The sequence below is a fragment of the Nocardiopsis sp. NPDC006832 genome, assembly GCF_040635885.1.
GTDB lineage: Bacteria > Actinomycetota > Actinomycetes > Streptosporangiales > Streptosporangiaceae > Nocardiopsis.
Window position 1 is genome coordinate 13,124 of record NZ_JBEYLC010000025.1, and the last position, 26,018, is coordinate 39,141.

Annotated in this window: 18 protein-coding genes; 12 read left to right on the plus strand and 6 right to left on the minus strand. The window is 70.7% G+C overall.

Annotated elements, in window-relative coordinates:
- Positions 1-67: 67 nt before the first annotated feature.
- Entirely contained in the window at positions 68-1,912 is a 1,845-nt protein-coding gene (locus ABZ717_RS13995) for a serine/threonine-protein kinase (RefSeq protein WP_358509378.1), read from the minus strand.
- 250 nt (positions 1,913-2,162) lie between these two features.
- Between ABZ717_RS13995 and ABZ717_RS14000 the strand changes: the two genes are divergently transcribed.
- On the plus strand, positions 2,163-2,450 hold the full coding sequence (locus ABZ717_RS14000; RefSeq protein WP_358509381.1) for a DUF6504 family protein: 288 nt from the start codon (positions 2,163-2,165) through the stop codon (positions 2,448-2,450).
- A 58-nt stretch (positions 2,451-2,508) separates the two neighbouring features.
- Here the strand turns inward: ABZ717_RS14000 and ABZ717_RS14005 are convergent, their stop codons facing one another.
- Together ABZ717_RS14005 and ABZ717_RS14010 are read right to left on the minus strand one after the other, a co-directional pair.
- On the minus strand, positions 2,509-3,093 hold the full coding sequence (locus ABZ717_RS14005) for a GNAT family protein (RefSeq protein WP_358509383.1): 585 nt from the start codon (positions 3,091-3,093) through the stop codon (positions 2,509-2,511).
- Positions 3,094-3,245: 152 nt separating this feature from the next.
- Complete coding sequence (locus ABZ717_RS14010) at positions 3,246-4,361, minus strand: N-acetylmuramoyl-L-alanine amidase (RefSeq protein WP_358509386.1); 1,116 nt, start codon at positions 4,359-4,361, stop codon at positions 3,246-3,248.
- Positions 4,362-4,582: 221 nt separating this feature from the next.
- On the opposite strand from ABZ717_RS14010, the gene cobC reads away from it, so the two are divergent.
- The 9 genes from cobC (at position 4,583) to ABZ717_RS14055 (ending at position 19,905) form a co-directional block, all read left to right on the plus strand.
- Positions 4,583-5,614 (plus strand): Rv2231c family pyridoxal phosphate-dependent protein CobC, encoded by a 1,032-nt coding sequence (cobC, locus tag ABZ717_RS14015; protein WP_358509528.1) that lies wholly within the window; start codon positions 4,583-4,585, stop codon positions 5,612-5,614.
- 148 nt (positions 5,615-5,762) lie between these two features.
- Positions 5,763-8,231 carry a nicotinate-nucleotide--dimethylbenzimidazole phosphoribosyltransferase gene (gene cobT, locus ABZ717_RS14020; RefSeq protein WP_358509389.1) on the plus strand — a complete coding sequence of 823 codons (2,469 nt, stop codon included), beginning with the start codon at positions 5,763-5,765 and terminating at the stop codon, positions 8,229-8,231.
- 258 nt (positions 8,232-8,489) lie between these two features.
- On the plus strand, positions 8,490-9,770 hold the full coding sequence (gene cobA, locus ABZ717_RS14025; protein WP_358509392.1) for a uroporphyrinogen-III C-methyltransferase: 1,281 nt from the start codon (positions 8,490-8,492) through the stop codon (positions 9,768-9,770).
- 72 nt (positions 9,771-9,842) lie between these two features.
- Positions 9,843-11,735 (plus strand): dynamin family protein, encoded by a 1,893-nt coding sequence (locus ABZ717_RS14030; RefSeq protein WP_358509395.1) that lies wholly within the window; start codon positions 9,843-9,845, stop codon positions 11,733-11,735.
- Complete coding sequence (locus ABZ717_RS14035) at positions 11,732-14,383, plus strand: GTPase (RefSeq protein ID WP_358509398.1); 2,652 nt, start codon at positions 11,732-11,734, stop codon at positions 14,381-14,383. Before ABZ717_RS14030 ends, ABZ717_RS14035 begins: the two co-directional genes overlap by 4 nt.
- A 399-nt stretch (positions 14,384-14,782) precedes the next feature.
- On the plus strand, positions 14,783-16,132 hold the full coding sequence (locus tag ABZ717_RS14040) for a GGDEF domain-containing protein (RefSeq protein ID WP_358509401.1): 1,350 nt from the start codon (positions 14,783-14,785) through the stop codon (positions 16,130-16,132).
- Between the two features lie 89 nt (positions 16,133-16,221).
- Complete coding sequence (locus ABZ717_RS14045) at positions 16,222-17,421, plus strand: DUF4192 domain-containing protein (protein WP_358509404.1); 1,200 nt, start codon at positions 16,222-16,224, stop codon at positions 17,419-17,421.
- Between the two features lie 101 nt (positions 17,422-17,522).
- Positions 17,523-19,187 carry an energy-dependent translational throttle protein EttA gene (gene ettA, locus ABZ717_RS14050; protein ID WP_358509407.1) on the plus strand — a complete coding sequence of 555 codons (1,665 nt, stop codon included), beginning with the start codon at positions 17,523-17,525 and terminating at the stop codon, positions 19,185-19,187.
- 169 nt (positions 19,188-19,356) lie between these two features.
- Entirely contained in the window at positions 19,357-19,905 is a 549-nt protein-coding gene (locus tag ABZ717_RS14055) for a globin (RefSeq protein WP_358509410.1), read from the plus strand.
- Between the two features lie 9 nt (positions 19,906-19,914).
- Here ABZ717_RS14055 and ABZ717_RS14060 read toward each other — a convergent pair whose 3' ends face one another.
- Together ABZ717_RS14060 and ABZ717_RS14065 are read right to left on the minus strand one after the other, a co-directional pair.
- Complete coding sequence (locus ABZ717_RS14060; RefSeq protein ID WP_358509413.1) at positions 19,915-20,346, minus strand: thioesterase family protein; 432 nt, start codon at positions 20,344-20,346, stop codon at positions 19,915-19,917.
- 175 nt (positions 20,347-20,521) lie between these two features.
- Positions 20,522-22,618: a prolyl oligopeptidase family serine peptidase gene (locus ABZ717_RS14065; RefSeq protein WP_358509416.1), complete on the minus strand. Its 2,097-nt coding sequence runs from the start codon at positions 22,616-22,618 to the stop codon at positions 20,522-20,524.
- Between the two features lie 378 nt (positions 22,619-22,996).
- Here ABZ717_RS14065 and ABZ717_RS14070 point away from each other — a divergent pair, with 378 nt between their 5' ends.
- Both ABZ717_RS14070 and ABZ717_RS14075 read left to right on the plus strand, forming a co-directional pair.
- On the plus strand, positions 22,997-23,497 hold the full coding sequence (locus tag ABZ717_RS14070; RefSeq protein ID WP_304069805.1) for an HNH endonuclease: 501 nt from the start codon (positions 22,997-22,999) through the stop codon (positions 23,495-23,497).
- A gap of 158 nt (positions 23,498-23,655) precedes the next feature.
- On the plus strand, positions 23,656-23,862 hold the full coding sequence (locus tag ABZ717_RS14075) for a zinc ribbon domain-containing protein (RefSeq protein WP_358509418.1): 207 nt from the start codon (positions 23,656-23,658) through the stop codon (positions 23,860-23,862).
- A 138-nt stretch (positions 23,863-24,000) separates the two neighbouring features.
- On the opposite strand, the gene ilvD is transcribed toward ABZ717_RS14075, so the two are convergent.
- Entirely contained in the window at positions 24,001-25,863 is a 1,863-nt protein-coding gene (gene ilvD / locus ABZ717_RS14080) for a dihydroxy-acid dehydratase (protein ID WP_358509421.1), read from the minus strand.
- Positions 25,864-26,018: the final 155 nt, after the last annotated feature.

The window sequence follows — 26,018 nt, forward strand, 5'->3', positions numbered from 1 at the left end:
GTGTGATCCCACTGGAGACGAAACGGTTCTGTCGGTGGTGGTCGTCAAAGCGCGGGAACCGCCACGGTCACTCGTCGAGGATCCGCTCCACCCGGAAGTTCTCGTACAGCACCCGGAACGGGGACGTGCTCTGACCGCGGTGGTACTGCACGGCCTGGCGCTGGACGTATTGGTGGTCGGCGTAGTCGTCCGGGTAGGGCTCCTCGTCCACCGCGCTCACCGCGAGTCCGTCGTTGACCCACATTCGGATCTCGGCGGTCGGAACCTCACCCTCGTCGCCCGGGGTGAACTCACAGGCGAGCTTGATGTTGTTGCTCACCGGCTCCGGTTCCTCCCCACGGGACGTGGCCTGATCCGCTCCGTCGGTGGGGACCGCGGGATAGGGGCGGAACTCCGAGACCTCGCCCTTGGCCAGTTCCTCGGGATCCCAGGAGTCGTCGGCCAGGGTGCCCGAGATCTTGTCGATCACGGCCTCCGCGCCGTCCGCCCGCAACCAGGCACGATAGGTCGCCGTGTAGTCCTGGTCCGGGTGGTCGGGGTAACCGTCGGTGTCGTCCTCGTCCAGTTCGGCGTCGGTCGGGTGCAGGTCGCGGATGCACCGGAGTCCGACGGTGAGGTAGTCGTAGCCCTCCAGCACCTGGACGTCGCTGGTGACCAGGAGTCGTTCGGTGGTGTTCACGCCCTGGGCGGAGGGGGCCATCCAGTTGCGTCCGACGCTCGGATCCATCTCCGCGTTGGGGTCCATCGCCATCACGATCCCCTCGCCCGGCGCGTAGCCGCTGTCGTAAGGGCCGTCGTCCTCGTCGTAGATGGAGTCGCCCCACCCGGGGTCGGTGGCGAAGTCGGAGCCGTACAGGGTGGTGAGGTCCTCCGGGGGCGCGTCGTTCCCCGCCGCCAAGGCGAAGGAGAGACCGGCGATCAGGACCACGGCGCCCGTCCCGGCCCCGGCTCCGAGGAGGAGCCCGCGTCGGCGTGTGGGGGGTCCGCCGGCGCCCTGTGCGGTCTGGGTCGGGGGTGTGGCCGTGACCGGGGGCGGCGTCCACGTGGCGCTGATGGTGCGACCGGCCTCCTCCTCCGAGACGCCGGGCCGTCCCACGAGCCGATCCAGGATCGCCTGGGCGGTGGGCCGATTCGCGGGGTTCTTGTCGAGGGCTTGGCGCACCAGGACCGTCAGGGCGGGGTCCAGCCCGTCGAGCCGGGGCGCGGCCGTGGTGACGTTGTGCAGGACCGCCGGGACCGTCGCCGCGTGGAAGGGCGTCCTGCCGGTGCCGGCGAACGCCACCAGGCATCCCCAGGCGAACACGTCCGCGGCGGGGGTGGCCGGGTGACCGTGCAGGAGTTCGGGCGCGATGTAGGAGGGCGTGCCCATGAGCCGGCTGGAACGGGTGATGCCGCCGCCGTCGTCGTCCAGGGCGCGGGCGATGCCGAAGTCGATCACCTTCGGTCCGACGGGGGAGAGCAGCACGTTCGCGGGTTTGAGGTCGCGGTGGACCACACCCGAGCGGTGAATGGCGGTGAGCGCCGCCGCCACGCCCATGGCCAGTCCTTCGAGGTCACCGCCGCGGAGGGGACCGCGTTCGCGCACGGCCCGGGACAGGTCCGGGCCCGGGACGAACTCGGAGACGACGAACAGGGGGTCGCCCTCCAGGCGGGCGTCGATGACCCCGGCGGTGGAGAAGCGGGCCACACGGCGTGCGGTCTCGACCTCGCGGGCGAAGCGTCGCCGGAACGAGGGGTTCTCGGCCAGGTCGGGGTGGACGACCTTGAGCGCGACCTGTCGCCGGGAGTGGTCCTCGGCCAGGTACACGGTGCCCATGCCGCCGCGTCCCAGCCGGCGCGACAGGCGGTATCCGTCGATCTCCGTGGGGTCTCCGGAATGGGGGGTGGCGGGGCCGTCGTGCCCGTTGAACATGTGGGATGCCTCGTGGGGGTCGTGGGGGGCGCCGAGTGCCACGGTGCTCGCGGGTCCGTGGCTCGGGGGCTTCTCGGTCCCACGGATGGTTTCACAGGTGGTGATGTCGTCGAGGCGGAAACAGTTCCACGGCGGCCTTCCCTTCGCTAGTATTCGATCACACGTTCGAATGCCTGCTCGTACTTCCCCGCGTGCGGGCACCCCGGCGGTGCGCCCTGGCACCGCCGGACGCCAAACGAGGAGTCGGTCGATGCTTGGGGGAACGGTTGTGGGGCGGTACTACGGAGCGGACGTCACGGTCGTGGAGGAGGACGGCAGGCCCACCCGCTTCGTGTGGGACGGGCGGGTCTACGGGGTGCGCAGGATCATCGACCAGTGGGTGACCCTGCGCCGTGACTGGACACCGGGTGAGAGCTCCCAGGTACCCGAATGTCGGCACTGGAGGGTCGAGGCCGGATCGTCCTACTCCCAGGGGGTGTACGAACTCCGGCACGACACCACCACCGGTGAGTGGCTGCTCTCCCGGGTGTGGGGATGATCCGGGGGAGAACAGGGGACGGCCGGGTCGGTGCTACCACCGACCCGGCCGTCCTCGTCTACGGGGTCGTCTCCAGGTCCGTCGGCAGGAGACTGTAGACGGCCAGGTCGGTGCGGCCCTCGTTCAACGGCATCGCGTTGCGCTCCACGCCCTCGTGGACGAATCCGGTGGACTCGGCCACCCGGCGAGATGCGGTGTTGCCCACCGCTGCCTTGATCTCGATCCGTTGGAAGCCCTGTTCGATCGCCCAGCGGGACACCGCCACGACCGCCTCGGCGGCGTAGCCATGGCCCCGCCCCCAAGGCGAGATCCAGTAGCCGACCTCGGTGACCTTCGCGGGCCACTCGGTGCGCAGCAGGGCCGCCGAACCGACGAACCGGCCGCCCTCGCGCTCCAACAGGGCCCAGTGCTGGCCGTCGCCGGACGTACGAATGCCCGGCGCCAGACGCAGACAGAAGTCCTCCGCGTTCTCCCGGGTGTAGGGCTCGCCCGGGGACGGTAGCGGAACCCACCGCTGGAGGTCGGGGTCCACGCACGAGGCGTACACGTCGTCGATGTCGCGTTCGAGTACCGATCGCAGTCGGAGCCGCTCGGTCTCCAGGATGACCGCGGGCATGATCGGCGTGCTCTGAACGGTGGTCATGGTGGAGTCGGACCCTCTTTCCTCGAATCGCGCCGCGCACCCACGGCGTGGCGGCAGCGCTCACGATAGCCGCGCCGGCCAGGGTCGCCGCAACCGGATATCGAGGTGGTCACCGTCGTGACCTGCAAAAAGAGGCCTTCGCCACAGGGGTGCTAGAGCAGGCCACGGGCCACCCGCTCTCGGATGGCGGAGTCGAACACGTCGGCGAAGGCGTTGCCGGGGCACTCGGTGTCCAGCCAGTCCCGGTGCCGGGCCACCGCCTCCTGCGGGGTGACCGCGCCGGTGTCCGGGTTCACGTACTCGATCTCCCGAGCCGGGTCCACGCCGGTCAGCGCGCACAGCACCCGCAGCACCGTCACCAGTGAGTCCTGGGCGGCGCGGGTGGGCACCTCGTGGGTGAAGTCGCCGAGCAGGCACACCCCGATGTTGGCGTGGTTGAAGCCCGCCGCGTGGCCGGCCGTCACCGAACGGGCGCGGCCGGGCAGCGGCACCCCGGAGAAGACCGGGATCCGGTCCTCGCCCGAGTGCCGACCCTCGTAGACCACGCCGTCGGGGTCGATGAGCAGGTGGTAGCCGATGTCGCCCCAAGCCTGCTCGGCCGCGTGGAGTCGATACACCGCGCGCACGTCGGCGGCGTGGTCGTCGGTGGTCGCCATGGCCGTGTGGTGCACGGTCAGCGCCTGGACCCGATGGAACTCGGCCGGCCAGAGGTCGTCGCCGTCCTCGTCGAAGCGCAGGGACTCGTCCGCGCCCCAGCCCGCCCGCGTGCGCACCGGCAACAGGGAGGTGCCCGACAACGATCGGTACTCACCGCCCTCGGCGGAGAGCGTGGTCCGCTCCGGTCCACCGAAGGTGAGCGGTTCGCCGTCGCGGACGTTCACCGCGGTCAGGTCGGAACCGTCGGCGCCGCGTACCTGGTAGCCGATCGCGCCTTCCGGGGCGCGCACCATCGCGGTGGAGGCCGGGTCGAGGTGGTCCGGTCCTTCGGTGTGGAAGTGCAGCTCCCGCCAGGAGCCCCACCCGTCGGGGAGCTCGAAGCGCACCGAGGCGCCGGAGGCCCGATCGGGCGACCTGGAGACGGAGACCAGGTCGAACCGGCGGTCGGGGCGTACAGGGGAGCCGGTGGAGGTGGTGGTCTCGGTGAGTACCCGGGGGACGGCCCGGGTGTCGGAGCCCTGCGCCGAAGCGGCCGTGGGCGTGAGCAGCACGGGGGCCAAGGAGCCGAGGCCCGCCGCCGTGGCGGTGGTCAGGAAGGTACGCCGTCGCATGTGTGTCCGTTCTGTTCGCCGACTGTGTTCATCGCGGGGCAGGGCGTCAGGGGACGGGGACCGCAACAGCCTGCCACATGCCTGTGACATACGGCACGTGGGCGCGTCCTCGAAGTCCGAAGCGCTCGGACGCGGGGACCACACTGGAACCACTGGTCACATCGGAAACAAGGATGGGTGGGGTGTTGGAACGGACCGGAGAGGACCGAGACGGCGAGCACATGGACGACGATCACCACGACCTGCGCCACCACGGCGACGCGGAGGTGGGACCGGGACTACTCGACCTGGCCGTCAACGTCCGCGGGCGCACCCCGCCGGACCGGGTGCTCCGTCGGATCACCGACTCGCTCACCGACCTCGGCTCCTACCCCGACCCCGAACGGGCCCGCGTGGCCGTGGCCCGGCGGCATCGACGCGACCCCCGTCAGGTCCTGCCGACGGCCGGCGCGGCGGAGGCGTTCGTGCTCGTCGCCCGGGCGCTGAACCCCCGAAGGGCCGTCGTGATCCACCCCCAGTTCACCGAACCCGAGGCCGCCCTGCGCGCCGCCGGCCACGGGGTGGACCGGGTCCTGCTGCCGGCACCCGACTTCCTCCTGGACCCCGGGTCGGTCCCCGAGGACGCCGACCTCGTCGTGGTCGGCAACCCCACCAACCCGACCTCGGTCCTGCACCCCGCCGCGTCGATCGCGGCACTCGCCCGACCGGGGCGGATCCTGGTGGTGGACGAGGCCTTCGCGGACTGCGTCCCGGGCGAACCGGAGTCCCTGGCCCACCGCACGGACCTGCCCGGCCTCGTGGTGGTCCGCAGCCTCACCAAGACCTGGTCCCTGGCCGGGTTGCGGGCCGGCTACCTGCTCGCCGCACCGGACCTGGTCGCCCGACTGGCCGAGGCACAACCCTTATGGTCGGTCTCCACCCCGGCCCTGGCCGCCATGGAGGAGTGCGTCACGCCCCAGGCCCTCGCCGAGACGGAGCACTGGGCTCGGGGCCTGGCCGAGGAACGTCGCGCGCTCACCGAAGACCTGACGAACCACGGACTCACCGTCGTCCCTCGCGCGAGAGCATCTTTTCTGCTGGTCAAGGCGGTGGACGGGGAATCGTTGCGGCTTCGTTTGCGTGCGGAGGGCATCGCGGTCCGACGCGGCGACACCTTCCCTGGACTGGGGCCGGAGTGGTTCCGTGTGGCGGTGCGGGACTCCGGTACACGGCACGCGCTGACGCGGACTCTGGCACAGTTGATGGTGACTTGAGGGCCCGGCGGTGTGCCGGGAACGGGTTGCCCGGGGTCGGAGGGACCCCCACTGAGCGGCGCGAACGCCGCGGACTACGCTGGTTCGGATCCATCTCGGACCGGGCCCGAACGGGCAGCCCACGGACCTCTGCCTTCGGGGAGCGACCATGACCAACGATGACCGCGAGGAAGCCCGTCACACGGAGGGCGATCCCTCCGAACCACGGCGCGGCAAGCCCTCGCCGGGCCTCGGCCCGCGCCTGGGAGGTCTGCTCGACGGGCTGCCGGAGAGCGGCAAGGGCGCCCAGGGCGCCCCCGGCGCACCGGCCCCGCAAGGGGAGGAGCCGCGGTCCGTGCCGGGCAACCCCTTCCGCAGACCCCTGCGGGAACCCGCGGCGCCCAGTCGGCAGGTGCGCCCGGCGACCCCGCCCGCACCGGCCGCTCCACCCGCACCTCCCAGGAACGTGACACCGGAACCCGAGCCCGCTCCGGAACCGGAACCCGAGGCCGCGCCGGAACCCGAGGCCGAACCCGTGTCCACACGGGCGCCGGGCACCGCCCGCGATCCTCGACCGAACGTCATCCCCTTCCGCGGCGGCCCCCACCCGGCGGCACGGCCACAGGAGCCCCCCGCACCCGGGTCCGACTCCCCGCGAGAAGGAATCGCACAGGAACCACCCCCCGCGCAGGGTTCCACCGAACCCGACACAGCCACGAACCCCGGCCACGTGGACCAGGTCCCCGCGGCCGCCGAACCAGCGGAGCAGAGCGACACCGTGCACGCACACGAAGCAGCGGCCTCCTTCCCGGAGCCGCAGCACACCGGGCCACCCCGGGTGGGAGAGCCGGCCGGCGACGTCCGCGGCCGGCCCGTTCCGGCCCCCGAAACGCCCGCCGACGACGCCTGGCGGCACACCGGCCACGACTTCGACGACGCCGAACGCGCCGCCGTCTACCGTGCCATCCGCGAACGTCGCGACGTCCGAGCGGGTTTCCGGCCCGACCCGATCCCCGCCGACGTGCTCACCCGCGTCCTGGAGGCCGCCCACCAGGCGCCCAGCATCGGGCACACCCAGCCCTGGGACTTCCTGGTCATCGACGACACGGAACTGCGCGCACGGGTCCGCGACCTCGCCGAGCAGGAACGGGACTCCCACTCCGGGGACCGTCCCGGCGCTCGCGCCCACGCCTTCTCCGGTCTCAAGGTCGAGGCGATCCTGGACAGCCCGCTCAACATCGCGGTGACGGTCGACCCGACCCGGGGCGCGCAGGCGCCCGGACGCCACGCCAAGCCCGCCTCCTACGCGGCCGCGCTCGCCGTCGAGAACCTGTGGCTGGCCGCCCGCGCCGAGGGACTGGGCGTAGGTTGGGTCGGGATCACCGACGAGCGCGGTGTCGCCGACGTGCTCGCCCTGCCCTCCCATCTGGAGGTCGTCGCCTACCTGTGCGTCGGCTACGTCGACGAGTTCCCCACCGAACCCGAGCTCGGCCTCAGCGGCTGGGTGAAGGGACGCCCCCTGTCTTGGGCGGTGCACCGTGACCGCTACGGTCGCCGCGGTCTGCCCGGCCAGGAGCCCACCACCCTCCTGGAGGAGACCATCACCGCCATCGGAGCGCTGAACGCCCGCGCCGTGGAGGAGGCCAGAGACCGCCAGGCCAGGATGACCAAGCCGCTGGGGTCCCTCGGCGTGCTGGAGGACGTTTCGGTGCAGCTCGCCGGGTTGGCGGGGGAGTGCCCTCCGCCCATCCCCGAACCGGCCGCCGTCGCGGTGTTCGCCGGTGACCATGGTGTGTACGCCCAGGGGGTGACCGCCTGGCCGCAGGAGGTCACCGCGCAGATGGTGCAGAACTTCATCGACGGCGGTGCCGTGGTCAACGCCTTCGCCGAGCAGGTGGGCGCCGAGGTGACCGTAGTGGACGTGGGCGTGGTCGGCGACCTGCCCTCGGCCGCCGGTCTGCTGCCCCGCAAGGTCGCGCGGGGGACCGCCGACTTCACCCAGGGGCCGGCGATGAGCCGCGAGCAGGCGCTACAGGCCCTGGAAGGCGGGATCGAGGTGGCCCGCGACCTGGTTTCGGCGGGCAACCGCTGCCTGATCACCGGGGACATGGGGATCGGCAACACGACCCCCGCCGCGGCGCTGGTGTGCGCCTTCACCGGAACCGACCCGGCCGAGGCCACCGGTCGGGGCACCGGTGTGGACGACGCCACCTACGAACACAAGGTCGAGGTCGTTCGCAAGGCCCTGGCCGCCAACCCGGTGGACCCCGAGGACCCGATCGGAACCCTGGCGGCCTTGGGCGGCCTGGAGCACGCCGCGCTGGCCGGATTCATCCTGGGCGCCTCGGCGCTGCGGATCCCGGTGTTGTTGGACGGGGTCATCGCCGGCTCGGCCGCGCTGGCCGCCGCCGCGATCTCCCCGGAGTCGTTGAGCGCCTGCTTCGCCGGGCACCGTTCCACCGAGCCCGGTCACGGTGTGGTCCTGCGCCACCTGGGACTGACCCCGCTGGTGGACCTGGAGATGCGACTGGGCGAGGGGTCCGGCGCGCTGCTGGCGCTGCCTCTGCTGCAGGGCTCGGCGCGGGCGCTGCGCACCGTCGCCACCTTCGATTCCGCGGGGGTCTCCACGGACCGGTGATCCGGTCGGGCCGTGATGGTACGTGTCCTGGGACGAGGGGACCCCGCCACCAGAGGAGGTGGTGGGGTCCCCTCGCGTCGATGCGGCGGGAGTCACCCCGCTCCGTGCTCACCCCTTTACACGGCTGTAATACCGCTTTGACAAGGTATTTTGGAGCAATCGCCGAAATTCTCCGGCGGCGTGCCGGGGCATCGGTCCCGCGCGCACCCCGCCGCCGATGTCGGGGGCCGGTACGGACGACCATGAGGGGTACGATCCGTGACCTATCTCCTTGGCCTGCGCATGCGGGACCGTGACGTGCTGGTCGTGGGCGGCGGAAGGGTCGCCCAACGTCGGGTGCCCGTCCTCCTCGGGGCCGGCGCCCGGGTCACCCTCGTCTCTCCGGAGGTGTCCGCCGCGCTGGAGGACCTCGCCGACGCGGGACGTCTCACCTGGGTGCGCCGCCCCTTCGAACCCGGTGACGTGGTCGGTCCCGATTCCCCCGCCTACTGGCTGGTGCACGCGGCCACCGACTCCGCCGAGGTCAACGCCGCCGTGGCCGCCGAGGCCGAGGACTCCCGGATCTGGTGCGTGCGCGCCGACGACCGGCACGCCTCCTCCGCCTGGACCCCGGCCAGCGGTGACTCCGGTGGAATCACCGTGGGCGTGGTGGCCTCCGGCGATCCCAAACGTTCGGCCGGGGTACGCGACGCCATCATCGAGGGTCTGGCCGAGGGCGCCCTGGACGCCCGACGCGGACGCGAACGCCTCAGCGGCGTCGCCCTCGTCGGCGGCGGCCCGGGCGACCCGGGCCTGATCACCGTCCGCGGCCGCCGGCTCCTGTCCCAGGCGGACGTGGTGGTGGTCGATCGGCTCGCCCCCACCTCCCTGTTGGACGCGCTGCCCTCGGACGTGGAGATCGTGGACGCCGCGAAGATCCCCTACGGCCGCTCCATGACCCAGGACGAGATCAACTCCGTCCTCGTCGAACGGGCCAAGGAGGGGAAGTTCGTCGTCCGGCTCAAGGGCGGGGACTCCTTCCTGTTCGGTCGAGGTGGGGAGGAGGTGGCCGCGTGCGTCGCCGCAGGCGTCCCGGTCATCGCGGTCCCCGGGGTCACCAGCGCGCTGGCCGCCCCGGCCGGAGCGGGCATCCCCACCACCCACCGCGGAGTGACGCAGGACGTGCACATCGTCTCCGCGCACGTGGCCCCGGGCGACGCGCGCTCGACCGTCGATTGGGCGGGCCTGGCCCGTTCCAACGGTACGATCGTCGCTCTCATGGGTCTGGAACGGATCGAGGCGATCGTCGAGGCGCTGACTTCGAACGGTCGCTCCGGGGACACCCCCGTCGCCGTGGTCCAGGAAGCGACCCTGCCATCGCAGCGAACCGTGACCGGTACGCTGGCGAACATCGCAGCCACGGTTCGATCGGCCGGAATGCGGCCCCCCGCGGTGGTGATCATCGGAGAAGTGGTCCGAACAGCGCGGGAACTTGACATACTGCACACGGGAACCCAGAGCGACCTGGATCGTCTGGCGACCGGGCGCGATCTGGAGTGAGACCTCCGACGGCGGCACACGCCAGGCCCGTCGACGGGGACCATCAGCAGTGATGAGGAGGGCATACCGATCATGACCCGGCCGTCGGCCGCACCGGACACCTCCGGTTCCGATGCCCCGGACCGGTTCACCACCGGACCGGACGCCACCTCCGCGCGACCCACCGCGGACCCCTCAGCCGTGCACGGGGACGAGACCCCCGACAACGGCCGCCGGGGTCCCACCGTTCCCGTGCCCTCCGGGCCGGCCAAACATCGGGCGCCCGGCAACGAGGACGACCGTTTCGAACAGGTCCTGGAGTCGCTGCGCAAGCAGATCCGCGATCTGCGCTTCGCCGAGGGGCTGGCCGGCGCCGACGATGGCAAGGCCCTTCAGGTGGACGTGCTCGCCCAGCTGTCCGACTACGTCCTGCCGCGGGTGCGCCGCCCCGACATCCCCCTGCTCATCGCCGTGGCCGGTTCCACCGGTGCCGGTAAGTCCACGCTGGTCAACAGTCTGGTCGGCGAGCAGGTGACCACCACGGGCGTGCGTCGCCCCACCACCAACAGCCCCGTCCTGGCCTGCAACCCGGCCGACGTGGACTGGTTCAGCGAGGCCTCCTTCATCCCCACCCTGCCGCGAGTACGTCAGCAGGGTCTGGCCATGCCCGGCAAGGACGGCATGCTGGTGCTGGCCGCCACCGAGGCCATGCCCGCGGGGGTGGCGCTGCTGGACACTCCCGACGTCGACTCCGCGGTGTCGGCCCACCACGAGTTCGCCGCCAAGTTCCTGGACGCCGCCGACCTGTGGGTGTTCGTCACCACCAGCGGACGCTACGCCGACGCGCGGGTCTGGGAGTTCCTCCAGGTCGCCAGGGACCGGGACACCTCCCTGGCCGTGGTGCTCTCCCGGGTGCCGCGCAAGGGCCGTCGCCAGTTGCTCGACCACTTCGGCGCCATGCTGGAGGCCAACGGTCTGAGCAACGCCTCCCGGTTCGCGATCCCCGAGACCGACCAGATCGAGGGCGAACGCTTCACCTCCAACGTCGCCGACCACATCCGTGACTTCCTCGCGAACGTGGCAGGAGAGGCCGAACAGCGTGACCGGGTCTCCCGGCGCACCTTCATCGGTGTCATCGACAGCTTCCGTACCCGGGTGCCGGAACTGGCCCGTCAGGTCGAGGCGCAGATCGAGACCGGCCGCACTCTGGGATCCGCCGTCGACGACGCCTACGCGGCGGCCGAGAAGCACATCGAGACCTCCCTGGCCGACGGTTCGCTGCTGCGCGGTTCGCTCTCGGCCCGTTGGCAGGAGCTCGCCGCGGGCGGAGAACTCGCCAAGAGCATGCGTCCACGCAAGAAGAAGCGCTCCCGCAAGGCCCGCGAGGTCCAGGTGGAGCGCGGCGAGCGGATCCAGGCCCTGGAACGCGCGGTGCGCGACTCGTTGGAGGCCCTGATCGTCTCCAGCAGTGAGCGCGCCGCCGAACAGGTCGAACAGCGCTGGCGTCAGGTGGCCGGCGGCGGCGACCTGGCCGCCAAGGCGCTGGAGATGCCCGGAAGCGGGATGTTGGCCCAGGAGATCCGCCAGGAGATCGACGAGTGGCGGGGCGAGATCGCGGAGATGACCACGGCCGACGGCGCCACCAAGCGTTCGGTCGCCCGTTTCGTCACCTTCGACCACGACGTCGTCGCCCTGGTCATGATCATCGACCTGCTGGGCTACGAACGTTCACACTCCGGGGGCGGGGCCCACGCCGCCGACACCTCGGGTACGTCCCCGCAACGTCTGTTGAAGGGGCTTTTCGCCGCGCAGTCGCTGCGCGGCATCGGCCGGTCGGCGCGGGAGAACCTGCGCCGGCGCGTGCTGGGCCTGCTGGCCCGGGAACGGGTCCCCTTCGACACCGCCCTGTCCTCCGCCGGAATTCCGTCCGATGACAGCGCCGTCCAGCTCTATCAGGCCACGTACAACCTCGAGATTGCCAGATGACGACTCAGTGGAACCCCGCGCAGGCGGGGGACAGCGGCCCCGGGGAGTCGAACACCCCAGGTGAGGACACCGAGCGCGAGAGCTCGTCGACCCCCGAACCTTGGGCGGACGAGCAGGCGCCGGAGCCCTACCAGAGCGGCCCGTGGCGTGGTTACACCATGCCGGTGCCCGAACATCCCGAGCACGCTCGGGAACGGATCCGCGGCACGGAGGAACCCGCCGCCTACGACGGCATCACCGGCTACCCGGATCCGTCCGGAGCGGGTGCCGCCCTCGGTGGACTGCAGAACCCGGGCGTGCCACGGAACCCCTCCGAGAACGAGCGCCGGGACGAGCCCGGGGAAGGGCCCGAGGAGCGGGACCGGGGAGCGCAGCGGCGCGGCCGGCACACCCGTCTCGCCGCGGGGCAGCCCGGTGCCGGGCGCCGTGCCTCGGGCGAGGAGACGCGCGAGGACGATCCGGACAACCTCGCGGGTTGGGTCGGCAGCCTCAGCAAGGCCGCCGACGACACCCGCATCGCCGGTCGTCACACCGGGTCCTTCCCGGTCGTGCGCCCCGACGAGGACGCCCCGGGCGGTTCCGACACCGAGGAGGCCTCGGACGAGGGTCCCGAGCGCGACGTTTCCCGCGCCGAGCAGGGTCGCACGGTGGGCTCCAGGGTCTGGCGCGCCGAGCCCGAGCCCCCCGCCGCCACTCGGGTGGGACCCGGCGACGTCGACGAGGGGACGAGCGCCGCCTACACCGGCGGCGGTGACGTCCTGGCGCCCTCCGAGGACACGAGCGCCTCCCACCCGGAACGGGTCGAGGTCGCCGAACCGGCCGACGAGACCGGCGAGGCCGCCGCGGACGCCACGGACGACGCTCCCCCTCCGCTGCCACGCAGGGTCCCCGGACCCTCGGCGGTCTCCGGGGCCTTCCGGGCCATCGGGAACGACACCGCCACTTCGGCGGAGGCGGATTCCGCGGCCGATGAGGACCCCTCCACCGACGACGAGGAGTACCGACCCACCAACCACGACCGGTGGCAGCCCACCAGCACCACCAGCCGCGCCGAACTCATCGAACGCCTGGACGCGTTGAGCACCCTGGTCGAGATCGGCAAGGACGACCTGCCCGAGGAGGTGCTGGGCCGGGCCGGACAGTTGCTCGACCACGCCGGGGCGAGGCTGCGCCTGTCCGGCGACCACACGGTCGTGGCCCTGGCCGGGGGAACCGGAAGCGGTAAGTCCTCCCTGTTCAACGCCTTGTGCGGGCTGGAACTGTCGCAGACCGGCGTCACCCGCCCCACCACCTCCAACGCGCACGCCTGTGTGTGGGGGCACGAGGGCGCCGACGCCCTGCTGAGCTGGCTGGGCGTGCCCACCCGCTACCGTCATTCCCGCACCAGCGTCCTGGACAGCGGTGAATCCGGACTGACCGGCCTGGTCCTGCTGGACCTGCCCGACCACGACTCGGTGCGCAGCATGCACACCGCCGAGGCGGACCGGCTCATCGGCTCGGTGGACCTGCTGGTGTGGGTGCTGGACCCGCAGAAGTACGCCGACGCGGCCGTGCACCACCGTTACCTGGCCAACATGGCCGGGCACGGGGCCGTCACCGTCGCGGTGCTCAACCAGGTCGACAAGGTCGAGCCGGAGGAGCTGGAGGAGCTCCTCACCGACCTGCGTCGCCTGCTGGAGACCGAGTCCGGGGTGCACCCGCGGGTGATCACCACCTCCACCATCACCGATCACGGCATCGACGAGCTGCGTGAGTTCCTCAGTGAGTCGGTGACCGAGAAGCACGCCCTGGTGGATCGCCTGGTCGCCGACCTGGACCAGGTCATCGAACCGTTCGAGGAGTTCCACGGCGGGACCGAGCCCGACGGGACCGTGTCCGCCCGGGTGCGGTCACGGATCCAGCAGGGGCTGGCCGACGCCGCCGGTGTGTCCGCCGTGGCGGACGTGGTGGAGACCAACGACGTGCGTCGCGGGCGACGCCGGGTCGGTTGGCCCGTGGCCCGCCGCGCGATGAAGCTACGCAAGGACCCGCTCGCCGCGGTGCGGTTGGAGTTCCTGCGCCGGGACACCCCCGGTGTGGGTGGCCCGGTCGACGCGCACGAGGCCGAACTGGAGACGGTCCTGGGCGAGTCCGCCGACGAGGTGTCGGAGGGTATGCCCGCGGTGTGGCGTCGGCGGATGCGCGGCGCCGCCCGGAGCGGGGTCTCGGAGCTGCCGGCCGAGCTGGGTGAGGCGGTGACCGCCGCGGTCGGCGACCCGGACCGCAGCCCTTCCTGGTGGAAGGCCGCGCGCACGGTGCAGTACGCGCTGTTGACCGTGGCCGGTGTCGGTCTGCTGTGGACGTTGGCCTCCTTGGTCAGTTGGTCGGGCGGTGGCATCACCGGTCTGGTGTTGTTCGACGATCCGGCCGCGATGGCCTACGCGGGCGCGGTGGCCGTGGCGAGCCTGCTGGTGGGCTGGCTGACGGGGGTGGGATGCGGCAACCTCGTGGAGGTCGCCGCGGTCCAGCGCCGTGAGGACGTGGAGCGTGACGCCCGGGAACGGGTCCGCGAGATCGCGGGGATGCGTGTGGTGACCCCGATGGAGGACGAGTTGGCGCGCCACCGCGCTTTCCGTGCCGCCTACGAGGTGGCTCGACCCAGGGGTTGACCTGGGCGATTTCGAGGAATCGCCGTAGGGGCGGGGGCGGATGCCGATGGGCACCGTCCCCGTTCGCGTGTCCGGGGGAGGTTCACGGCCAGTAGAGGACAAATCGTGACGCTTGTAAATGCCCCAGAGACACAGGGTGACGGCTACCGTAGGCTCAACCTGCGGGCTACATACAATCGGCGATTAAGTTATTACCCAAAGTAATGTAAAGTGAGGGGGTGTGCTTGCCGGTCTTCGAATCGGGGGTTCTCCGTCGGACCCGGTGACCGAGCGGCACCGCGGGGGAACGGGAGGCGATTCCGGTTCGTCGTAGTGAGAACCGTGAGAGGCGGTGGGCACATCAGAGTCGGTAGTCGCGTACGGACGACAGAGGGCGTGGCGGGAAGGGAGGACGGAGCGGTGAGCATCTCGGAGAAGCCGATGGCCCCCGAGGAGAATCCGCCCGGGCAGCGACGACGGTCCTGGCCGGTCTTCCAACAGCCCCGTGGGCTGGTCGTGTACCTCGTCCTGCTGGTGACCTCCGCACTGTTCCTGATCGGCGTGACCGTCGCCCAGACGTCCATCACGAGCTTCGACCTCGTGCTCTTCGTCGCCCTCGTCCTGTGCGCACTGGTGTGTCTGGAGGCGATACGTCGGATCGGTGTGCCCGAGGGACTGAGCCGCGATCTGCTGGGCGCGTGGTGGCTCCCCGCCATGCTCCTGCTGCCACCCCTGTACTCCCTGCTCATCCCCATCCCGGTCTTCCTGCTCCAACGCCGCAAGCGGCGCGCGATGTTGCACCGCCAGATGTTCAACACGGCCGCGGTGGGCGTCTCCGGGTTCGTGGCCTCGCTGCTCTGGCACGGTGCGCAGAGCGGACCGGTCGAGGGGCTCGGGGGATCCACCACCGCGCACGCCACCCTCGCCAGTGTCAACGGAGTCTTCCTCGCCCTGTTGTGCTGCGTCGTCTTCACCCTCTTCAACACGGCGCTGGTGTTCCTGGCGGCCCGGCTCAGCCCCGACGGTGGGACGCCGAGCATGTGGGACCGCGAGGCGTTCCTGGTGGACTGCGTCGAATTATGTGTCGGCGTCACCGTGGCCATCCTGGCCCAGCTCTCCCTGTTCCTCCTGGTCATCGCCGTCCCGCCGGTCCTGTTGCTGCAGCGGAGCCTCGTCTACCAGCAGTTGCAGACCGCGGCGCGGACCGACCCCAAGACCGGGCTGCTCAACGCGCCCACCTGGGAGCGGGAGGCGGCGAGTCAGATCGCCCGCGCGCGGGAGTCCCGAGGCCGGGCCGCGGTGCTGATCGTCGACATCGACCACTTCAAACGGGTCAACGACACCTACGGACACCTGTTCGGTGACCAGGTCCTGTTGGGTGTGGCCACCACGATCTCCCAACAGTTGCGGGAGTCGGACCTGCTGGGCAGGTTCGGTGGCGAGGAGTTCGTCGTCCTGCTCCCGGGCTCCGACGTCACCGAGGCCTGGCAGGCGGCGGAGCGACTACGTTCCCAGGTCGGCCGGATGGAGATCGCGGTGGACGAGGTTCCCGTCTCGATCACCATCTCGATCGGTGTGGCGGTGGTCGGCGACCACGGAGACGACCTCGTGGAATTGCTGACCGCCGCCGATTTGGCGCTGTACCGGGCCAAGGAGACCGGCCGCGACCGTGTGTGCCTGCCCGCCGGGCGGCCCGAGGTGAGTAACCGGATACCCGGGCCGCGCGAGGGCGGCGTCTACGATGGCGGAAGTACCGAGAACCGCCCCTGACCTGCTGATACCTCCGGGCCGGTGTGAGTTTTCCACAGGCTCGGAGGGCGTCGCTTGCCGTGTGGGCCTCGGTGACCGAACGTGAGTACATGCCCTGTGATCAGCATGGACACGACGACGGCGCATCCTCCCGACACGATCACGCCCGCCCCGGTGCGCGGGCCCTGCCCCCACCCCGCTCCGCGATTCCGCCCGCCCACCTGGCCGACCCACGGGCCTTCCTGGCCGCCCTGCCCACCATGGCGCGGCGTTCGGTGCGCGACTCCGTGCTGGTCCTGGTCGTCGACCGGGGTGACCCACGCGGGTTGCTGCACGGCACCCTCGACCGGTTGGACCACGTCCTGACCGCCGCGCGCAGCGGTGCGGTGGCCGTCCGGGCGGCGCTGGAACTGTCCGGCGGCGCGGCCCTGTTGGCCGGGTTCGGCCCGCCCGAACGCGTGGACCCGCACGTCAGGTCGTTCCTGACCGAGGCGGCCGCGGCGGGTCTGCCCGTCCCGGCCGCCTACCGGGCGACGGGGGACCGGTTCTGGTCCTACCTGTGCGAGGACGAGGGTTGTTGCCCCGCGGAGGGGACGCCCTTCGACCCGCGCGCCCGCGCCACCCTGTGGAAACCTCCGGACCTGGTCGCCGAACGACACGACGGGTCATCGCGACCGGTCGAGCGCGAGGCCGTGGAGCCCGAGGACGCGGGGTCGGAGGAGACGGACCCGGCCCGGGTCCGGGCGCTGCTGGAACCCGTGGCGGGCGAGCAACGAGCGGCCGTCGCCGAGTCCGCGGCGCTCCTGGAGGAACGGTTCCGCGCGGAACGCGGCCGCGAGGCCTCACGGAGTCGGATCCGGCGGGTGCGGTCGGTGGTGCGCCGGGAGGTGAGCGAGCGGGTCCGCGACCCCGACACCTTGGCGATGCTCGGCGTGGCCATCCTCGACCTGCGGGTACGCGACGCCGTGTGGGCCCGCATCACCCCGGAGGAGGCCCCGCTGCACCGGCGGCTGTGGTCCCGGGTGACCCGGCACGTCCCACACCGGCACCGGGCCGGCCCGGCCTCCCTGCTGGCCGTGGCCGCCTGGCAGGCCGGCGACATGGCCCTGGCCCGGGCCGCGATCCAGAGCGCCCTGGCGGCGCGGCCCGGATACGCGATGGCGGTGTTGATGGAACGGGCGCTGGGCTGGGGGTTGTCGGCCCAACGTTGGGCCCGGCACATGGCCGAGCACGCGGACCGGTTCGAGTTCGACGCAGGGCCCGGGGACGGGACGGAACCCGGTCCGGGTCGTGTCCCACCACCACGTTGACCCCGTGCCCACATCCGGCGCCGGTCGGGTGTGGGCACGGGTTCCGCACTCAGAGACGGAAGTGGCGGGGGCACGGTCTCCGACGGCCTAGGCTGGGAGGCATGCCGGAGTACATCTACACCATGCAAAACGTGCGCAAGGCGCACGGCGACAAGGTCGTCCTGGACAACGTTTCGGGTTCGTTCCTGCCCGGAGCCAAGATCGGCGTCGTGGGCCCCAACGGCTCGGGTAAGTCGACGCTGCTGAAGATCATGGCCGGCATCGAGCAGCCGTCCAACGGCGAGGCGCGACTCATGCCCGGCTTCACCGTGGGCCTGCTCGCCCAGGAACCGCACCTGGACGAGACCAAGACCGTCCTGGAGAACGTCGAGGACGGCGTCGCCGAGACCAAGGCGATGTTGAACCGCTTCAACGAGATCGCCGAGCAGATGGCGACGGACTACTCCGACGCCCTGCTGGAGGAGATGGGCAAGCTCCAGGAGCAGCTCGACCACCGCAACGCCTGGGACCTGGACAGCCAGCTCGAACAGGCGATGGACGCGCTGCGCTGCCCGCCCGGGGACGCCGACGTCACCCAGCTCTCCGGTGGTGAGAAGCGCAGGGTCGCCCTGTGCAAGATCCTGCTGGAAGCCCCCGACCTGCTGCTTCTCGACGAGCCCACCAACCACCTGGACGCCGAGAGCGTGAACTGGCTGGAGCAGCACCTGGCCAACTACGCCGGCACCATCATCGCGATCACTCACGACAGGTACTTCCTGGACCACGTCGCCACCTGGATCCTGGAGCTGGACCGCGGCCAGTTCTACCCCTACGAGGGCAACTACAGCACCTACCTGGAGACCAAGCAGGCCCGCCTGAAGGTCGAGGGGCAAAAGGACGCCAAGAAGTCCCGGCGCCTCAAGGAGGAGCTGGAGTGGGTCCGCTCCAACGCCAAGGCCCGCCAGACCAAGAGCAAGTCCCGTCTGGCCCGCTACGAGGAGATGGCCGCCGAGGCCGACAAGACCCGCAAGCTGGACTTCGAGGAGATCCAGATCCCTCCGGGTCCGCGTCTGGGCAACACCGTGGTCGAGGTCAAGAACCTCACCAAGGGCTTCGACGACCGTGTCCTCATCGAGGACCTCAGCTTCTCGCTGCCGCCCAACGGCATCGTCGGCATCATCGGCCCCAACGGTGTCGGTAAGACCACCCTGTTCAAGATGATCGTGGGGGAGGAGACCCCCGACGAGGGCAAGATCACCGTCGGTGACACCGTCGAGATCTCCTACGTCGACCAGTACCGGGGTCGGATCGACGACAGCAAGAACGTCTGGGAGAGCATCTCCGACGGGGAGAGCTTCATCCAGGTCGGCAAGGTCGAGATCCCCAGCCGCGCCTACGTGGCCGCCTTCGGTTTCAAGGGCTCCGACCAGCAGAAGGCCTCCGGTGTGCTTTCGGGCGGTGAGCGCAACCGGGTCAACCTGGCGCTCACCCTCAAGCAGGGCGGCAACCTGCTGCTCCTGGACGAGCCCACCAACGACCTGGACGTGGAGACCCTCGGGTCGCTGGAGAACGCCATCCTGGACTTCCCGGGCTGCGCGGTGATCACCTCCCACGACCGCTGGTTCCTGGACCGCGTCGCCACCCACATCCTCGCCTGGGAGGGTGGCGCCAACTGGTTCTGGTTCGAGGGCAACTTCGAGTCCTACGAGAAGAACAAGATCGAGCGCCTGGGTCCGGAGGCCGCGCGCCCGCACGCGGTCACCCACCGCAAGCTCACCCGCGACTGATCGCGGTGGTCGACGACGAGGGCCTCGCCATCCGGAACCGTCCGGTCGGCGGGGCCTTCGTCGTCCTAGGGCGGGGAACCTCGGCCCTGGTGTGGAGGTGACCTGTGTCGTTGTCCCCCGGTCCTTGGGTCCCGGAGGGCGTCGGCGAACGTCGCATACCCTGGTGACGATGAGTTCCGCGCGTGATGACCACCAGGGCGCCGGCGAAGAGCCCGCGCAGATGACGTTCTACGAGGCCGTTGGCGGCGAGGACACCTTCGTCCGTCTGGTCCGTCGTTTCTACGAGGAAGTGGCCGAGGACCCCGAACTTCGACCCATGTACCCGGAGGAGGACCTCGGCCCCGCCGAGGAGCGCCTCCGGCTGTTCTTGATCCAGTACTGGGGCGGACCCCGTACCTACAACGAGAGGCGTGGGCACCCCCGCCTGCGCATGCGCCACGTTCCGTTCCGCATCGGCGCCGCCGAGCGGGACATCTGGCTCAAGCACATGCGTGTGGCCATGGACTCCCTGGAGCTGCCCGAGGCTCTGGACCGCCAGATGTGGGAGTACATGGTCATGGCCGCGCACAGCATGGTCAACGTCGCGGAGGAGGCCACGCCGCCGGCGGTGGCCGAACCCACCTCGATGACCATCGGTAGCGACGGTCAGGCCCGCAAGGAGAGCCGCCGCGACGACGGCGACGACGGTGAGGCCATCACCATCTCCTTGAAGCGGTGACCGATCGGTTCAGGAGTATTCGGCGAGCAGGGCGCGCTCGGTGTCGTTCAGACGCCGAGCGCTCTGCGTCGGTACGTCGAAACCGACCAGGACGGTCTTGGCGCGCAGGTAGACCTTCTCGTCGTCCAGGATCTCGTAGGCCAGGGTGCAGCTGGCGTTGCGCACCTCGGTGACCCACAGTTCCACGCGCACCGGCTCGCTACGGGGCAGCAGCGGGGCGACGTAGTCGGCCTCCTGCCGTGCCACCACCATGGCGCCGAACCCCTCGCCGCCGGCCACCCCTCCGTAGTTGAGGAACGAGACCCGGGCGTCCTCCAGGTAGGTCAGCATCCGCACGTTGTTGACGTGCTGCTGCGGGTCCAGGTCGGCGTAGCGCACCTGCTGATGGTGCACGTGCCGCTTGGGTGCGATGGTGGCGACCTCGTCCTGGGTCTGGGTCACTTCTGGGGTCCTCTCCCTGGGGAGCCCCCGAGGACGGGGGCCGTGCGCGGGCGTTGCCCGGCGCGGCGCGCACGGGGACAGCCATCCGCCCATTCTCGCAAAGGGGGAGGCCACGGGGCCCGGGTGAACTTGTGTCCTTGCTCTCCCCGGGCCCCGAAGCGTGCGGTGACCGGACCTACCGGCCCACTTCCAGTCCCAGGTGGTGGGCGAGGAAGGCCAGCTGGTCGGCGCTGAGCGCCACGCTCCGGCTCACCGAGCGGGAGCTGTGCCCGACCTGAGCCTCGGCGCGAAGCAACACCGGGCGTTCCCCGATCGGAGCCGACGTGGCGTGCTGAAGGGCGGCGCACAGCTTGCGGGCGTGCAGTGGGTCCACCCGGGTGTCGTTGTCGAACACCGTGAACAGGATCGCCGGGTATCGGGTGCCCTCGCGCACGTTGTGGTACGGCGAGTAGCCCAACAACCAACCCAGCTGTTCGGCGTCGTCGGCGGTGCCGTACTCGACGTTCCACAGCTGTCCCAGGCCGAAGCGCTCGTAGCGCACCATGTCCAGCAGGGGCGCCGAACACACGGCCGCGCGGAACAGGTCCGGCCGCTGGGTCACCATCGAACCCACCAGCAGCCCGCCGTTGCTGCCACCCATGACGGCGAGCCGGTCGCGGGTGGTCACTCCGGTGTCGATGAGGTGTTCGGCGGCCGCGGCGCAGTCGTCGAACACGTTCTGCTTGGCGGCGAGCATGCCACCGCGGTGCCAGGCCTCGCCCTCCTCCAGCCCACCGCGCAGGTTGGCGACCGCGTAGACGCCGCCGGCCCGCACCCACGACAGGATCGCCGCGGAGTAGGCGGGGGTCAGCGAGATCTGGAAGCCGCCGTAGCCGTACAGGATGGTCGGCCGAGGCCCGTCCGCCGCCTCGGGCGGGGACACCACCAACATTCGCACCGTGGTGCCGTCCTTGGACGTGAACGCGACCTGTTCGGTGCGCACCTGCGGCACGTCGATGTCGCCGGGTGCGCGCTCCCACAGTTCCACCGCGCCGGTGCGGGCGTCGTAGTGGTACACCGACGAAGGGTGGGTGTTGTCGGTGTAGCCGAACCACGCCTCGTGGCCGCCCTCGGGGCGGGAGGTGAGGCCGGCGAGGCTGCCCAGGCCCGGCATGGGCACCGAACCCAGGGGGGCGCCGTCGGCCGGGTCGTGCCGGGTGATCTCGCTGATCGCGTGCCGACTCCAGGTGACGAGGAGCTCGGGCGAGTCGAGCCCGTCCCCGTCCAGGAGGGCGAAACCGTCCAGGACGGCCTCGGGGTCCTCGGCGACCAGCGTGGTCCAGTTCTCGTAGGACGGATCGGCGGGATCGACGACGCACAGGCGCCCACGCGAGGCGTCACGGTCGGTGAGCAGGTACAGGCGTCCGTCCCGACCCACATGGGGGCTCAGGTCGGCGTCCACACCCTCCTGGACGGTGAGCAGGCGGGGGCTCTCCAGCGGGCTCGTGCTCAGGTCGGCGACCCAGGCCTCGGTGGCGGACGAGGTGCCCCGCACCGAGGTCAGGGTCAGCCAGCGACCGTCCCGGCTGAGGGAGACACCGAAGTAGTCGGTCTTGTCCCGGCCCTCGCCGAAGACGATGGGGTCCTCCTCCACCGGAGTGCCCAGGCGGTGCAGGTAGACGCGACGGTGGTAGGCCTCCTCACCGTCGGGGACCCGTTCCTCGGGCAGGCGACGCACGTAGTAGAACGCCGAGCTGTCGGGTAGCCACGCCACCGGGCTGTACCGGGTGCGGGGGATGGGGACGTCGACGGGTTCGCCGGTCTCCACGTCCATGATCCGCAGCAGCGACTCCTCGTCACCGCCCTCGGAGAGCTGGTAGGAGAGCAGTCGGCCATCGGGAGAGGGCCGCCAGGAGTCCAGGGTGGTCAGCCCGGAGGGATCCATGGCCCCGGGGTCGATGAGCGTACGTTCGGGACCCTCGCCATCGCGTACGTACAGCACCGCGTGTTCCTGGCCGGGGTCGCGGCGTACGCCGAAACGGCGGTCGCCCCGCCACAGCGGTACACCGACGCCGCCGGCTCCCATGAGGGAACGCAGCCGTTCCGCGAACACCTCACGGGCGTCTTGGTCGACGCCGATCCGTTGGTACAGGGTGTCCTGCGCCGAGGCCCACTCCTTGGTGGAAGCGGCGTCGGCGTCCTCCAACCACCGGTAGGGGTCGTGGACCGTGTGGCCGTGCAGGTTCTCTTCGATGTCCAGCCGTTCGGCCGGGGGATAGCGGAGTTCGCGCATGCTTTGCACCCTATCCACCCATATCTCACCCTGCGTGTTCGGCGCGGCGTCACCATGGAACTCACCGTGCGGGCCGCACAATGGGTTCGAGAAATCGACAACAGACGTTTTCTGGGCAGCCCAGCGTAAATTGGGGTGGCGCTGGAGTGCTTCCACCAAGCAGACTGAATGCGGGACGCAACTCGGCGGGAACCACCGGGAGGTCCGTGTGGCAAGGCGTAAGAAGACACCGATCCTGGGATCGGTGCACAGGGAGGTCTCCTGGCTGGCCGATCGGCTGGCCGGGGAAGAGACACGGCGGTCGTTCGCGACGGCCGAGGTGACGCGATGAGCGGCCGGCGCAGCAAGGAGGGCGGTCCAGGCACCGCCCGACGCCACGTGCTGCTGCTCAACGCCAGTTTTGAACCACTGACGACACTTCCACTGCGCAGGGCGATTCTGCTCGTGCTCCGAGAGAAGGCGGATGTCGTGCACGAGGACGGCACCGGAGCGGTGCTGCATTCGGCGACGAGGGCCTACGACGTGCCGTCGGTGATCAGACTGCGGCGTTACATCAGTGTTCCGTACAGCCGCAGGGTGCCGCTCACCCGTGTCGCACTGATGCGGCGGGACCGGCACACGTGCGGGTACTGCGGAAAGAAGGCCGAGACGATCGACCACGTCATCCCGCGCAGCCGCGGTGGCGCGCACGTATGGGAGAACGTCGTGGCGGCCTGCAAGCCGTGCAACCACCGCAAGGCGGACAAGTTCCTCGACGAGATCGGCTGGGAACTGCACATCACCCCCAAGGTGCCCAAGGGTCCCCACTGGCGGTTGATCAACGGCGACCTGCACGGTGACCCACAGTGGGAGCCGTACATGGCGCACTTGGCCGCCTGACGAGGCCTGTGAGGGTCGGAGTACCGGGCGTCCCAACACCCGGCCCCTCAGACGCCCCCGGGAGTCGAATCCCCTTCGACCCCGGGGGCGTCCCCTTGCCCGGAGGTTCGGGTCCCTGGTCCCCCCACACGCGGTGGGCGGCGTCCTATTCTGGGGACATGCCCAGATACGACTTCCGCTGTCGCGAGTGCGGCGACACCTTCGAACTGTCCCGTCCAATGGCCGAGTCCGACAGTCCGGCCGCCTGCCCGCAGGGGCACGACGACACCGTGCGTCTCCTGTCCACCGTCGCCGTGGGCGGTCGTGCCACGGCCCCGGCTCCCTCCGGGGGAGGCGGCTGCTGCGGGGGCGGTTGCTGCAGCTGAGCCCTACGCCGTTCCCGAACGCGGGTCGCCTACGACCACGCGTTGCCCACGGCGGCGCGTCGTCCGTGGCCACCCGTTGTCCACAGCCGAAAGGGGCGGCCCTGGTGGGGCCGCCCCTTTCCATGTTCGACTCGTCCCCTACCTCTCGATCTGGGTGACGTCGCGAGCGGCCCCGGTGGAAGCGGACGTTGCCATCGCGGCGTAGGCGCGCAGCGCCGCCGTCACCGGACGCCGCCGATCGCGCGGCTGGAACCGGCCCAGCTCCTTGAGCAGCCGCTCACGCCGGGTGTTCAGCTCGTCCTCGGGGACCTCCAGCACCAGACCCCGATTGGGGATGTCGATGCTGATGGTGTCGCCGTCCTCGACCAGGGCGATGTCGCCGCCGGCCGCCGCCTCGGGGGAGGCGTGGCCGATGGACAACCCCGAGGTTCCGCCGGAGAAGCGCCCGTCGGTGATGAGCGCGCACGCCTTGCCCAGGCCGCGCCCCTTGAGGAAGCTCGTCGGGTACAGCATTTCCTGCATGCCGGGGCCGCCCCTGGGGCCCTCGTAGCGGATGACGACCACGTCACCGGGCTCGATCCGCTTGTTGAGGATGCCGTCGACGGCGTCCTCCTGGGACTCGAACACCTTGGCGGGTCCGGAGAAGGTCCACAGTTCCTCCTCCACGCCGGCGGTCTTGACGATCGCGCCGTCGGGGGAGAGGTTGCCGAACAGCACGGCCAGGCCACCGTCCTTGGTGTAGGCGTGCTCCACCGAGCGGATGCAGCCCTTCTCCCGGTCGGTGTCCAGGGTCTCCCAGCGGGTGCTCTGCGAGTAGGCCTTGGTGGTGCGGCGGCCACCGGGCGCGGCGTGGAAGAGCTCCACGGCCACGTCGCTCGCGGTGTCGGTGGTGATGTCCCACTCGGCGATGAACTCACCGATGGTCTTGCCGTGCACGGTCGGCAGGGAGGTGTCCAGCAGCCCACCGCGGGCCAGCGAGCCCATGATGGCGGGGATGCCTCCCGCCCGGTGCACGTCCTCGATGTGGTACTTCTCGGTGTTGGGCGCGACCTTGCACAGGCACGGGACGCGTCGGGAGACCTCGTCGATCTCGGGCAGCCCGAAGTCCACGCCCGCTTCGGTGGCGGTGGCCAACAGGTGCAGGATCGTGTTGGTGGAGCCGCCCATGGCCACGTCCAGTGCCATGGCGTTGCCGAAGGCGGCCGGTGTGGCGATGGACAGCGGCAGCACCGAGTCGTCGTCGTCCTCGTAGTAGCGCTTGGCGGCCTCGACGACCAGGCGTCCGGCGTCCTCGTACAGGGCGCGGCGGGCGGTGTGAGTGGCCAGGACGGTGCCGTTGCCGGGCAGGGCCAGGCCCATCACCTCGGTGAGGCAGTTCATGGAGTTGGCGGTGAACATGCCCGAACAGGAACCGCAGGTCGGGCAGGCGTTCTCCTCCATCTCGTCCAGTTCTTCCTGGGAGACGCTCTCGTCCGCGGCGGCGATCATCGGGTTGATCAGGTCGAGCTTCTTGACGGTGACGGCGGTGCCCTCGACCACCGTGACCTTGCCGGCCTCCATGGGACCACCGGAGACGAACACGGTGGGGATGTTCAGGCGCATCGCCGCGAGCAGCATGCCGGGGGTGATCTTGTCGCAGTTGGACACGCAGACCAGGGCGTCGGCGCAGTGCGCGTTGACCATGTATTCGAGCGAGTCCGCGATGAGTTCGCGACTGGGCAGCGAGTACAGCATCCCGCCGTGCCCCATGGCGATGCCGTCGTCGACGGCGATGGAGTTGAACTCGCGCGGCACGCCACCGGCCTCGCGGATGGCGTTGGCGACGACCTCGGCGACCTCGCGCAGATGCACGTGACCGGGCACGAACTCGGTGAAACTGTTGGCCACGGCCACGATGGGCTTGCCGAAGTCCTCGCGCTCCACACCGGTCGCGCGCATGAGAGCGCGTGCGCCGGCCATGTTTCTGCCGTGGGTGACCGTACGTGAACGTAGGGGCGGCATGGGTGGACTCCCATCGTTACGGGTGTTTCCCTGCGATGGTAGTCCCCTTCCGGGGCCGCTTCGGTCTCGCCCGGGAAGACGGGCGTTCCGGATAATGAGACATCGGGGTGGATTCTCCCCGGTCAGGTCCCTGGCCTTCCGTCCGGCGGCGGTCT